Annotated in this window: 8 protein-coding genes; 1 reads left to right on the top strand and 7 read right to left on the bottom strand. The window is 71.9% G+C overall.

Features of this window, described 5'->3' with window-relative positions; all coding sequences use genetic code 11:
• Window positions 1-98 precede the first annotated feature (98 nt).
• From BJY16_RS23450 to BJY16_RS23475, 6 genes are all read right to left on the bottom strand, one after another.
• Window positions 99-3,434, bottom strand: a complete 3,336-nt coding sequence (locus BJY16_RS23450) for a discoidin domain-containing protein (RefSeq protein ID WP_185041730.1) — start codon at window positions 3,432-3,434, stop codon at window positions 99-101.
• 217 nt (window positions 3,435-3,651) lie between these two features.
• Entirely contained in the window at window positions 3,652-4,077 is a 426-nt protein-coding gene (locus BJY16_RS23455; protein ID WP_185041731.1) for a PPOX class F420-dependent oxidoreductase, read from the bottom strand.
• 41 nt (window positions 4,078-4,118) lie between these two features.
• Entirely contained in the window at window positions 4,119-7,682 is a 3,564-nt protein-coding gene (locus tag BJY16_RS23460; RefSeq protein WP_185041732.1) for a family 78 glycoside hydrolase catalytic domain, read from the bottom strand.
• A gap of 102 nt (window positions 7,683-7,784) precedes the next feature.
• Window positions 7,785-9,230: a multicopper oxidase family protein gene (locus BJY16_RS23465; protein WP_185041733.1), complete on the bottom strand. Its 1,446-nt coding sequence runs from the start codon at window positions 9,228-9,230 to the stop codon at window positions 7,785-7,787.
• A gap of 104 nt (window positions 9,231-9,334) precedes the next feature.
• Window positions 9,335-10,003 carry a response regulator gene (locus BJY16_RS23470; RefSeq protein ID WP_185041734.1) on the bottom strand — a complete coding sequence of 223 codons (669 nt, stop codon included), beginning with the start codon at window positions 10,001-10,003 and terminating at the stop codon, window positions 9,335-9,337.
• Window positions 10,000-11,265 carry a sensor histidine kinase gene (locus tag BJY16_RS23475; protein WP_185041735.1) on the bottom strand — a complete coding sequence of 422 codons (1,266 nt, stop codon included), beginning with the start codon at window positions 11,263-11,265 and terminating at the stop codon, window positions 10,000-10,002. Before BJY16_RS23475 ends, BJY16_RS23470 begins: the two co-directional genes overlap by 4 nt.
• A gap of 267 nt (window positions 11,266-11,532) precedes the next feature.
• On the opposite strand from BJY16_RS23475, the gene BJY16_RS23480 reads away from it, so the two are divergent.
• Window positions 11,533-12,531 carry a permease gene (locus BJY16_RS23480; protein ID WP_185041736.1) on the top strand — a complete coding sequence of 333 codons (999 nt, stop codon included), beginning with the start codon at window positions 11,533-11,535 and terminating at the stop codon, window positions 12,529-12,531.
• Here BJY16_RS23480 and BJY16_RS23485 read toward each other — a convergent pair.
• On the bottom strand, window positions 12,526-12,864 hold the full coding sequence (locus tag BJY16_RS23485; RefSeq protein ID WP_185041737.1) for a hypothetical protein: 339 nt from the start codon (window positions 12,862-12,864) through the stop codon (window positions 12,526-12,528). The two genes, BJY16_RS23480 and BJY16_RS23485, sit on opposite strands and share 6 nt — an antisense overlap.
• Between the last annotated feature and the right edge of the window lie 22 nt (window positions 12,865-12,886).

The following is a 12,886-nucleotide window of genomic DNA, read 5'->3' on the forward strand; positions in this document are numbered from 1 at the left end:
GTCCCGGTGCGCCCGGGGGGACAACACTGGTCGGCCAGGGCACGTGCCCTGGCCGACCAGTGATCAGTGCTGGACCGGCGGGTGGTTGCCGCGGCCGGTCAGCTCCCGGAGATGGTGAACTGCGAGCCCGGCTGGATGACGACGGTGCCGTCGGCCGCGTTGGTGATCGTGACGCCGGACAGCACCGCGTTGCCGCGGGCCCCGCCCATCGCCAGGATGCCGGCGCCGTTGTTCGACCGGTCGATCCGCACGTTCGTGATGGCGACGTTCGGCATCGCGCCGCCGCCGTTCTTGAACTGGATGCCGTCGAAGGTCGAGTCGACGATGTCGGTGTCCCGGATGGTGACCCCGGTGATGTCCCTCGTGGACGGGAACAGGGTGATCGCGCCGAACTCCTGGGCCTCGTTCCAGAACCGGCCGCCGGTCCGGTAGAGGCCGTTGTTGGCGACCAGCGTGGTGCCGGAGAACGGCAGCGGGCTGTGGTCGGTGGCCAGCATGATGCCCGGGTAGTTCGCGGTGTCGTACACCAGGTTGTTCTCGGCCGAGTTGGCGTAACCCCCGTAGATCGCGATGCCGTTCGCCCGCCAGGGCAGCTGGACGGTGTTGTTCACGAAGTGGTCGTCGTGGTTGACGTCGACGCTCTGGTCCTTGACGTACGGGTTGGCCCAGATCGCCAGGGCGTCGTCGCCGGTGGTCCGGAACGAGGAGTTGAAGACCCGGGAGTTGCGGGTGCCGTTGGAGAAGTTGATGCCGTCGGCGTAGGTGTCCCGGATCCGCATTCCGGTGAACTCGACCCCGTCGCCCGGGTTCCAGTAGGCCGGCGTGTCCGAGTAGTCCCGGCCGACCCAGGCGCCCACGTTGACGTGCTCGATCCACACGTTGCTGATCTTGGTGTTCTTGCCGAACCGGCCGTTCAGGCCGTGGCCGCGGTTCGCCCGGTTCTGCGTGTTGCCGAAGATCGCCAGGTCGGAGATCTGGGTGTTGTCGTCGATGTCGAAGCCGACGTTGCCCTCGTGCGGATGGTTGATGTTGCCGGTCACGTTCTGCGGCTGGGTGTCCGAGTAGAGCCGGGTGTGCCACATGCCGGCGCCGCGGATCACGGCGTTCCGGATGCCCTTCTGGTTGTACTGGTTCCGGGCCGGGTCGGGGGAGAGGATCTTCTGCTCCTGCCGCCACTGGCCGGCCGGGATCCACACACAGGGGATCACGCCGTTCTCGTCGTCGGTGACCGCCCTCTGGATCGCGGCGGTGTCGTCCAGCCCGTCGTTGGCCACCGCGCCGTAAGTGGTGATCGAGACGCAGCCGGCCGGCTGGCTCAGCGGCGCCGCCACCTGCTCCAGGTCGATCAGGTCGATCACGTAGAAACTGGCCGTGTCACCGGCGTCGCGCTGCACCTTGAACCGGGTGCCGGCCGGGTAGGACTGCCCGAGCAGCGCGTTCGACTCGTCGAAGAGCCGCCGCGCGTCGGCCGACGGGGTGTTGGACAGTGACTCGGTGTCGTCGGTGGTGCCGTAGACCCAGCTGTTGCGCGAGCTGAGGGTGAGCTTGCGGGCGAACACGTCGTTGACGTAGAGGCTGATCGTCCAGTCCTGGCCGCCGCCGTTCGGGGCGTCCGGCACCGAGTTGCGGACCACGATCGAGTTGGCCGGGCCGGTCGAGGTGACCTCGACGAACTGGCCGGTCCCGGTGAGCCGGACCGACTGCCGGCCGGACGACTCGGACGCGTAGTTGGTGTGCCCGAAGGTGCGCAGCGGGTCGGCCTGCAGCAGGGTGCCCTGGTAGCGCCCGGCCTCCGCCTCGTACTCGGTGTACGGCACCGCGGCGCCGCGCCCGACCACGATCGGCTTGGACAGCGTGTTGTTGTTCTCGTTGGTCTCGGCGACCACCCCGGCCGCGTCCGCGGTGGCCACGGCGGTCGCGCCGCCGCTGGTCGCGGTCCAGGTCCCGCCGATGGTGACGGTCGTGGTGGCGCCGGCCGCGATCGCCGGGGTGGCGCCGGTCAGCGTGGTCCCGCCGACGACGACGCGGGTGGTGCTGGCCCCGGCCGTGCTGGTGCCGCGGTTCTGCACCGCGGCCGTGAAGCTGACCGCCGCGCCGGCCGCCGGGTTGGCCGGGTTCAGCGAGATCGCGGTGACCTGCAGGTCCGGTCCGGGCGCCTGGCCGACCACCAGCGGGGCGATGGCGGTGAAGGTGTTGCTGCCGACGGTCGCGGCGAGGGTGTAGCTGCCCTGGGCCCGGGGGCTGACGTTCCCGGTCACGGTGGCGGTGGCGCCGGCCGCCAGGGCCGGCACGTTCGCGGTGGCCACGACCGCGCCGTTGAGCTTGAAGTCCAGCGTGGTTGCGGTCGAGGCCAGGGCGCCCGAGTTGCGGACGCCGGCGCTCAGGGTGATCGCCGAGGTCTCGTCCGGGGCCGCCGGGCTCCAGGTCGCCGAGGTCACGACCACGTTCGGGGCGGGCGCCCAGGCGCCGATCACCTGCAGCTCGGCGACCTGGCCGCCGGGCGCGCCGGTGTTGCCGAAGACCTGCAGCCGGACGTCGGACGCCGTGCCGCTGACCGGGATGGTCACCGTGTTCTGGTTCGTCGACGGGTGGAAGGCGTAGTCGGCGCGGGCCTTGAGCTCGGTGAAGCCGGTGGCCGAGCCGGCCCGGCCGAGCACCTGGATGCTCTGGCTGCGCGGGCCCCAGGCCGGGTCCGGGTTGAGCTTGACCACGACGCCGGTGACGTTCGCGTCGGCGCCGAGCTTCACGGTCAGCGTCGACGGGAAGCCGGCCGACTCCCAATAGGTGCCGGTGGTGCCGTCGGTGGCGTTGGCCGCCACGAAGTTCTGGGTGACCGAGGACGCTTCGGCCGCCTTGCCGGTAGCCAGGTTCGTGCCGGTCGGCGGATCCGGGTCGGGATCCGGGTCGGTCGGGCCGGCCACGCCGTAGACCTCCAGCTCGGACAGCTGCCCGGCCGGCCAGCCGGTGTTCGCGGTGACGTGCACCCGGACGAAGCGGACGGTCGCCGCGGTCAGGTTCACCGTCACGGTGTTACCGGTCGCCGGGTTGAACACCCGCCCGGCCGACGCGGACAGCGTGCTGAACGCCGACCCGTCGGTGCTGCCCTGCACGCTCAGCGTCTCGGTGCGGGTGGCCCAGGCGGTGGCCGGCGGCAGCTTCAGCACCACCTGGTCGATCGCGACCGGGCTGCCCAGGTCCACCTGGACCCACTGCGGGAAGGCGTTGTTCGGGCTCTCCCAGTAGGAGTTCGGGTTGCCGTCGTTGACCGCGGAGGCCGGCTGCGCGCCGAGCGCGCCGCTGGCGGTGACCGTCTTGCCGAGCGCGAGGTTGGGCCCGCCGGCGGCGTGCGCGGCCACCGGTGTCAGGCCGAGCACGGCCAGGCCGGCCGCGAGGGCCGTGCTGACCAGCCGGCGGCCGAGGGAGAGGGGCGTCATGAGGTCCGTCCTGGGGGAGAGGCTCGGTTTTCCAGCAAGTCCGAACAGAATTTCGTCGATCTGTTCACTTCTTGCGGAGGGGGGCATCCAAAGTTTCAGATATGTCACTGGTTTGTCAACGGCAACCGCCCTCGGCCGAACGCTGCCCGGACACGACGAAGGCCGGACGCGCTGGGCGTCCGGCCTCCCCCCGTACCGAAAAGCCTGGTCCTGATCCTCAGGCCGCGGTGCTGACCGTGCGGTTGTGCGGGACCAGCTCGTGCGGCGGGCGGTTCGGATCGTCGATGCCGAAACTGATGATGCGGCGGGCCCGGATCCGGATGATCGGCTCCGGGGTGCCGTACGCGGAGTCGGCGGGCTGCTCGATCGCCTCGGCCCGGCCGCGGATCTCCAGGCAGCGCACCCGCCACGGGTCGGTGGAGTAGAGGTCGTCCACCACGAACGCCACCTCACCGGTCGCGGCGACGTTCCGGAACTTGTGACTCGCGGCGAGCCGGAAGCCGACGATGTCGATCGTCTCGGTGGCCGGGTTGTAGCGGAAGCCGACCGGGCTGTTCTGCAGGGTGCCGTCCGGGCGCAGGGTGGCCAGGCGGCCGAGACGTTGCTCGGCCAGGTAGGCGATCTCGAAGTCGGTGAAGGTCATACTGCCACCCTGCGACCTCAATCAAGGTTGAGGTCAACCCGTCAGAGCGAGGCGGTGAACGTGAAACTTCCGGCGCCCACCACGTAGGACGTGCCGCCGACCGGGACCGCCTCGGCGGGCGCGGAGGTCACGGCGGCGCCGGGTACCCGTACCGTCGCCGTGGTCCCCGGCGCGACCACCACCTGCAGCGTGATCGCGGACCCGGACCGGCTCCAGGCGCTGCGGACCCGGCCGTAGGCCGTGGTCAGCTCGGACGACGCGGACGTCAGCGTGCCGCCCGGCTTCGGCGCGAGCAGCACCCGGGCATAGCCGGGCGCGGCCGGAGCGACGCCGCCGACCTGGCGGTAGAGCCAGTCGCCGACCGAGCCGAGCCCGTAGTGGTTGAACGAGTTCATCCCCGGGTCCTGCAGGCTGCCGTCCGGGCGGATGCCGTCCCAGCGCTCCCAGATCGTGGTGGCGCCCCGGGAGATCATGTAACCCCAGCCGGGATAGCCGGGCTGCTGCAGGATCCGGTACGCGGTGTCCACGTGCCCGTGGTCGGCGAGCACCGGCAGCAGGTTCTCCACGCCCATGAAGCCGACCGACAGGTGCCCGTCGCGGGACGCCACCTTGGCGGCCAGCTTGTCGGCGACCGCCTGCGTCCGGTTCGCCGGGACCAGGCCGAAGGCGAGCGCCAGGACGTACCCGGTCTGGCTGCCGGTCCCCACGGTTCCGTCGGCGGCGACGAACCGGCTGGTGAAGGCGGCCGCGACCTGATCGGCGAGGGTGCCGTAGGACGCGGCCTGCGCGGACCGCCCGGTGGCCGCCGCCATCCGCGACACCAGCCGTGCCGACCAGCCGAAATAGGCCGTGCTGGTCAGGTCGTTGCCGGTGCCGTCGTTGACGTTCAGCCAGTCGCCGTAGGTGTCCTGGTCGCGGATCAGGTCGGCGCCGGCCGTCGACCGCAGATAGTCCACCCAGCGGGCCATCGCGGCGAAGGTCCGGTCGGCCGGGCCCAGGTCGCCGTAGCGCTGCCAGATCGTGTACGGCACGATCACCCCCGCGTCGCCCCAGCCCGCCTTGCCCGCGCCGCCGAGCACGTCCGGCGCCACGTCGGTGAACGCGCCGTCCGCGCGCTGCGCGTCCACCAGGTCGGTGGCGAACTTGTTCAGCAGCCCGTAGGTGTCGAAGTTGAACGTCGAGGTGGCGCCGAACGCGGCGATGTCGCCGGTCCAGCCGAGCCGCTCGTCGCGCTGCGGGCAGTCGGTCGGGATCGACAGCAGGTTCGACCGGGCGCCCCAGAGGATCGCCTGCTGGACCTTGTCCAGGGTGGTGTCCGAGCTGGTGAAGGTGCCGGTGGCCGGGCCGTCGGTCCAGGCCGCGAGCCCGGTCAGGCTGTCCGCGGCCGGGGTGCCCGGGAAGCCGGTGATCTCCACGTAGCGGTAGCCGTGCACGGTGAACCGGGGTTCGAACGTCTCCGCTCCGGTGCCGGCCAGGGTGAAGCGGTCGGTGGCCTGCGCGGCCCGCAGGTTCGCGGTGTAGAGGGTGCCGTCGGCGTTCAGGATCTCGCCGTGCCGCAGGGTGATCGTGGTGCCGGCCGGGCCGCTCGCCCGCAGCCGGTCCCAGCCGGTGAAGTTCTGGCCGAGGTCGGCGATGAAGACGCCGGGCTTGGGCTGGGTGATGCTGACCGGGCGCAGTTCCTGCTGCACCGTTACGCCGGGGTCGAGCTGGGGGACCAGGGTGGGGCGAGTACCCGGCTTGACGACTACCGGGGTCCAGCCGCTGTCGTCATAACCTTCTCTGTTCCAGTTCGGGGTTGTCTGCCGGGCATCCTGACTCTCGCCGGCATAGAGGTCATCGGTCTTGATGTTGCTCGACTTGGTGCGCCACGACCCGTCGGTCTGCACGGTGGCCGACGTCCCGTCGGTGTATTCGATGATCAGCTGGGCGGCATACCAGGGTTGGGTGCCATACCGCTGACTCCCGGCGAATCCGAGGTTTCCGGAATACCAGCCTCGGCCGAGCTGCGCCGCGAGCGCGTTGTCACCCTGCTTGATCGCCGAGGTGACGTCGAAACCCCGGTACTGCAGCCGCTTGGTGTAATCGGTCCAGCCCGGCGCGAGCCGCTCGACGCCGACCCGGGCGCCGTTCAGGTAGGTGTCGTGCAGTCCGAGCGCGGTGGTGAACAGCCGCGCCCGGGCCACCGGCTTGCCGACGGTGAATCCTTTGCGCAGGTAGGGCGCTGGTCCCGGGATCTGCACCTGGCTGCCCCACGGCCCGCTGCCATAACTTGCCAGGACCTTCGCGGCCGCCCACCCCGAGTCGTCGAAGCCCGGCTGCTGCCATCCGCTCGGCCCGGACTGCGAGGACTTCCACGAGCCGTCGGTGACCGTCCCGCCCAGCTTGGCGATCAGTCCCGCCGGGCTGACCGTGGTGTTGCTCGCCGCGATCGCGATCGTGCTGGTCCCGGCCGGCACGGTCACGGTCGCCGCGGTCTTCCACGAGTCGGTCACCCGCGGACTGGTGCTCACCGGGACGCCGTTGATCCACACGTCGGCCGTGTCGTCGCCGGTCACCACCAGCGGGGTGCTCGCCGCCAGGCTGACGGTCCGCCGGAAGTACCGGGTCGCCACCGGCGCGCTCGACGCCGGGTCGCCCTCCGGGTACCAGATCCAGCCGGCCCCGGACAGGTCGCCGGCCGGTGGGGCGCCGACGAAGGCCGCGGTCATCGTGATGCCGGTGTCGAACCGGGCGCTCGGGCTCCACCCGCTCGGCCGCCCCTGCGCGTCCCAGACCCGGACCCGCCAGTGGTAGGTCCGGTTCGCGGCGAGGGCGGGTCCGCCGTACCCCAGATCGGTCTGTCGCGGCGAAGCGACCGTGCCGCTGTCCCAGACGTCGGCCGCGCCCGGCGCGGTGCCCACGGTGAGCTGATAGCGCCCCTGCATCTGCCCGCCGATCCCGGAGGCGAGCCGCCAGCCGAACCGTGGCGCGTCCACCCCGACCGGGTTGACCTGCCGGTTCACCGTCAGGCCGGTGACGCTGACCGGCGACGCCGCGGCGGTGTCCGGCAGGCTCACGTTGCTGCCCCACTGCCCGGCGCCATAGGCGCCGAGATCCCTCGCGGTGGTCCAGGAGGCGTCGGAATAGTCCGGGTCAGACCAATTTTCCGGTACGGCGGAAGCCGCCCGCCACGACCCGTCGGTGATCAGGTCGACCGCGCCGGCGTGCAGCCGCCCGAGCACGCCGGCCGGCCCGCCGCTGTTGCGGGCGGCGAGCGCGACCGTGTTCGTCCCGGTGTGCAGCGAGCCGCTCAGGTCGACGTAGATCGCCCGCTTCCAGGAATCGGTCGTCCGCGGCGAGCCCGCCAGCCGGACCCCGTTGACCCAGACGTCCACGGTGTCGTCCCCGGTGACGACGAGCTGCGCGTTCGCGATGTCCCCGGCGGCGACGGTGAAGGTGCGGCGCAGGTAGCGGGTGGCGACCGGCGCGCTGCTCGCCGGATCGCCCTCCGGGTACCAGATCCAGTGCGCCCCGCCGAGACTGACCGGCGGATCCGCCGCGGCGGCCACGGCGGGTGTCGGGGTGAGTAGGAGTGCGGCCGTGAGCGCCGCGAGCGGACCCTTCATCCGGACCTCCTGAGTATCTGAAACGTTTCATAGCGATACTCATCGATCCTATGGCGGGTAACGCTCCCGAAACAAGGCGGCAATCGATACTTTCGCCCCGGGTCAGCCGTGGTGGTGGCCGGTGGCCAGGGTGCGGGAGACCTGGGACTCGGTGCCCGGCGCGACGACGACGAACTGGCCCATCATGCCGCGGTCCTCGTGCCGCAGGATATGGCAGTGATACATGTACGGCATCGTCGCGTCGGTGTATTTCCCGAACGAGATGGAAAGCCGGACCCGGGCCTTCTTCGGAATGAACACGGTGTCCTTCGGCCCGGCCTGATATTCCGGCGGCGGGGCGCCGTTGATGTCGAGAATGCGAAACGTCACGTCGTGGACATGGAAATTGTGCGCGTAGGTGGTGTTGTCGATCTCCCAGATCTCGTGGGCGCCGGCCGGCACCACCTCGTCGATCCGGGCCAGGTCCATGTCCCGGCCGTTGATCTCCGAGCCGCTCAGCGAGAACCGGCGGACCCGGGCGCCCGGCGGCACGACCGGTGGCGGCCCGCCGCCGAGCGCGGCCGGGATCGCCGGGGACGGGGCGAGGCGACCGGCGGCGACGACGGTCAGCAGGTCGAAGTCCTCCTCCTCGATGTCGTTGGCCTGCCTCGCCGGCTCGCCGCGGCTGTCCATCACGACCGTCTCGCCCGGGACGAAGGCGACGACGATCTCGGCCCGCTCACCCGGGCTGATCTTGACGCGGTCGGTGGTCACCGGGCGGGCCAGGGGACCGGAGTCGGTGGCGACCACCCGGAACGACCGGCCGTCGGCGAAACCGGCCCGGTACACCCGGGCGTTGGACGCGTTGAGCAGGCGGAACCGGACCAGCGAGGTGGTGGCCTCGAAACGCGCGCCGGCCGTGCCGTTGACCAGCACGGTGTCGCCGAGCATGCCGAACGTGCCACCGAACCCGCCGGTGGTGAACTCGCCGTCGCCGTCGAACGCCTTGTCCTGGACGATCAGCGGGATGTCGTCGACGCCGTACCGGGAGGGCAGCGGCGGGCCGGCCGGATCGTCGACCAGGAACAACCCGGCGACACCGCGGTAGACGTGCATCGCGGTCCGGCCGTGCGGGTGCGGGTGGAACCACGAGGTCGTCGCGGGCTGGTCGACAGTCCACTCCGGTGTCCAGGTGGCCCCCGGCTCGATCATCTGATGCGGGCCGCCGTCCATCCGGGCCGGCAGGTACAGACCGTGCCAGTGCAGCGTGCTCGCCTCGGGCAGCCGGTTGGTGACCGCGATCCGGACCCGGTCGCCGCGCCGCACCCGCACCACCGGCCCGAGATGCAGGCCGTTGATCCCCCAGGTGGCGGTGCTCCGCCCGGGAAGGATCTCGCTGCGGCCGGTCTGCAAGGTCAACGCGAACTGGCGGGCACCGTCCGGTCCGGTCGTCGCCGGCGCCTGATCCGGAATGCGGAGCCGATGGGAGAAAGTGGGTTTCCCGGTTCCGGAAGAACAGGCGCCGAGGGTGGCGAGGGCGGCCAGGGAAAGCAAGTCACGGCGTTTCATGAAGCAAATTCTGGTGCGCCGGGAACCATTCCGGATCCGTTGTTCTCCCGCATTCCCGACGCCGGTCGGTACCTCTCGCGAGGTATTCGCGCGGGCGGTGACCGCTACCGCGGATGTAGCCAGCCGGGCAGCGCGCGCCCCGACTCGTAGGCCCAGACGACCAGCTGGGCCCGGTCCCGCAGCCCGAGTTTGGTCAGGATCCGGCTGACGTGGGTCTTGGCGGTGGCATGGCTGATCGCCAGCCGGCCGGCCACCTCCTCGTTGGACAGGCCCTGCGCCACCAGATCGGCGATCTCGGCCTCCCGGGAGGTGAGCGCGCCGAGATCCGGGGCCGGCGGCGGCACCCGCCGCACCGCCACCTCGGCGATCAGCCGCCGGGTGACCGAGGGCGCCAGCAGCGCCTCCCCGCCGGCGACCACCCGGACCGCGCGGATCAGGTCGGCCGGCTCGGCGTCCTTGAGCAGGAACCCGCTGGCGCCGGCACGGATCGCGGCGAACACGTTCTCGTCGGTCTCGTAGGTGGTCAGCATGATCACCTTCACCGCGGCCAGGTCCGGGTCCGCGCCGATCAGCCGGGTGGCCGCGAGCCCGTCCAGCACCGGCATCCGGATGTCCATCAGCACCACGTCCGGCCGCAGGTCGCGGCTCAGCGCCACGGCCCGCTCCCCGTTGTCGGCCTCACCGGACACGATCATGTCGGGCTCGCCGGACAGGATCGACCGGAAGCCGGCCCGCACCAGGGTCTGGTCGTCGGCGAGCAGCACCGAGATCATCGGGCGCCGCCGATCGGCAGCCGGGCGCGGACCCGGAACCCGCCGTCCGGGCGGGGGCCGGCGTCCACGGTGCCGCCCGCTGCCGCGGCCCGCTCGGCCATGCCCCGCAGCCCGGTGCCGTTGCTGCCGCCGCGTCCGGTGTCGCTGTTGCCGCCCTCGCCGCTGCCGCTGCCGCTGCCGCTACCGCCGCTGCCGCCGCTGCGTCCGCTGCCGATGTTGCCGCTGCTGTCGCTGTTGCTGCTGCCGCTGCTGCCGCTGCTGCTGTCGGCGTTGCCGCTGCCCCCGCTGCCTTCGCTGCTGTCGCCGCTGTTGCCGCGCAGACCGCTGCCGCCGGGGCGTCCGGCGGCCTCGGCCGCTGGCCCGCCGTCGTTCTCGACCAGCACCACGACTTCGTCACCGGTGCGGCTGATCGCCACCTCGGCGCTGGTGGCCGTAGCGTGCCGGACGGCGTTGGTCAGCGCCTCCTGCACGATCCGGTACGCGGTCGTCTCGACCGCGGCGGGCAACGCGGCCGGTCCCACGTCGACCCGAATCCGGACCGGCAACCCGGCGCTCTCCGTCCGCCGGACCAGCTCCGGCAGCCCGGCCAGCGTGTGACCGTCCCCGCGCAACACCCCGAGCACCGTCCGCAGCTCCGCCAGAGCCTCCTTGGACGCCGCCCGGACCGCCTCCAGCGCCTCGAACGACTGCTCCGCCGACCGGGTGTGCAACGCCGCGCCCGCCTGCACGCTGATCAGCGACAGCTGGTGACCCAGGGAGTCGTGCAGGTCGCGGGCGATCCGCAGCCGCTCGTCCACTGCGGCCCGCTCCCGCGCCTCGGTCACCGCCCGGTCCCGGCCCCGCGCCACCTCGCCGGTCAGCACCGCCAGCGAGACGATCACGGAGACCCCGGCCGCCGCCGCGACCGCGTCCCGCCGGCCGGCGCCGAGCAGCCCGAACGCCGCCACGATGACGACGGCGGCGGGAACCGACCAGCGCAGCCCGCGCCGGCGCCCCACCGTGTAGAGCGCGACGATGAAGGTGAGCGCCATCGCCGAGTCGGGGAAGCCGAGGGGGTAGTAGAGCAGCGCGGCCGCGCTCGCCACGGCCAGTGTCACGACGGGGAACCGGCGCCGCCAGAGCAGTGCGACCACCGCCGCGGCGATCAGCGCCCAGCCCCAAGGAGCCATCGGCCGGCTGCTGTTTTCGCTGGTCAGCGCCGTCGCGCCGGCCACCAGAGCGATGAGGCCGGCGACGCCCGCATCGATCGCCAGCACCCGCATGCCCCCACCCTAGACGGGCGTCGCAGCTTCGAATCAGGTGAGCGGCGCTGTCGGGGTGCTGGATTTTGGTCCGCGGTGGATTCGCTGTCCGGGTGGCGGGTCGGGGTTTGCCCTCGCTGTCCGTGGGGCGGGTTCTGGTTTGCGGTGGATTTGCTGTCCGTGGGGCGGGTTCTGGTTTGCGGTGGATCCGCTGTCCGTGGGGCGACTTTTTGTTTGCGGTGGAATCGCTGTCCGGGTGGCGCGCTACCTTTCAACGCGGCCCGAGAGATGGGGGAGCCCCTGGTGAGCGTGTCAACGAGGAGCAAGCCGGAGCAGGACACTGGCATCGGCTCGCTCGAGGTGCTGGCCGGGGTGCTGGTCGCGCTGGTGCTGTTGCGCGGGCATCTGGCCGGGTTGTTGTCCGGCCCAGGCCTGCAGACGTGGGCGACGGTGTTCGTGTCGGTGCTGGTGCAGGCGGTGCCCTTCCTGGTGTTCGGGGTGGTGCTGTCCGCGGTGATCGCGGTGTTCGTGCCACGCGGTTTCTGGGCGCGGGCGCTGCCGAGTCATCCGGCCCTGGCCGTGCCCGCGGCCGGGATGGCCGGGGTGATCCTGCCCGGCTGCGAGTGCGGCAGCGTCCCGATCGCCGGGTCTCTGATCCGGCGCGGCGTCACCCCGGCAGCGGCGCTGGCCTTCCTGCTCGCCGCCCCGGCGATCAACCCGATCGTGCTGACCGCCACCGTGATCGCCTTCCCCGGCCAGCCACAGATGGCCGTCGCCCGCGGCCTGGCCAGCCTGGTCGTCGCCGTCGTGATGGGCTGGCTCTGGCTGCGCCTGGGGCGCCCCGAGTGGATCCGGCTGCCGCACCGGCCCGACCTCGACGACACCTCCAAGGCCCGGGCGTTCTGGGCCGCCTGCCGCCACGACGTCATGCACGCCGGCGGCTTCCTGGTCCTCGGCGCCGCCGCCGCAGCCACCATCAACGTGGTCATCCCCGCCGCCTGGCTGCAAACCCTCGCCGACAACCCGATCATCTCCATCATCGCCCTGGCCACCTTGGCCGTCCTGCTGTCGATCTGCAGCGAGGCCGACGCGTTCGTGGCCGCGTCCCTGACCCAGTTCTCCCTGACGTCCCGCCTGGTCTTCCTGGTCGTCGGCCCGATGGTCGACCTCAAACTGATCTCCATGCAGACCGGCGTCTTCGGCCGCCGCTTCGCCGCCCGCTTCGCCCCCACAACTTTCCTCGCGGCCATCCTGCTCGGCACCGCCTTCGGGTTGGTCCTCCTATGAGCCCCATGACCCTCGCCACACCCGCCACACCCGCCACACCCGCCACACCCGCCACACCCGCCACACCCGCCGCACCGGCGGCACCCGCAGCACCCGCAGCACCGGCAGCACCGGCCGCACCGGCTGCAGCCGCACCGGCCGCACCGGCCGCAGCGGCACCGGCGGCACCGGCCGCACCGGCGGCACCGGCCATACCCGCCGCAGTTGCCACACCGGCCGCACCGGCCACACCAGCCACACCGGCAATATCCGCCACAGCGGCCACAGCCACACCCGCCGCCGCTGCACCGGCCACACCGGCCACACCGGCACCACCGGCAACACCGGCCACACGGGCCATACCCGCCACATGCGG

The sequence above is a fragment of the Actinoplanes octamycinicus genome (assembly GCF_014205225.1).
Taxonomy (GTDB): Bacteria; Actinomycetota; Actinomycetes; order Mycobacteriales; family Micromonosporaceae; genus Actinoplanes; species Actinoplanes octamycinicus.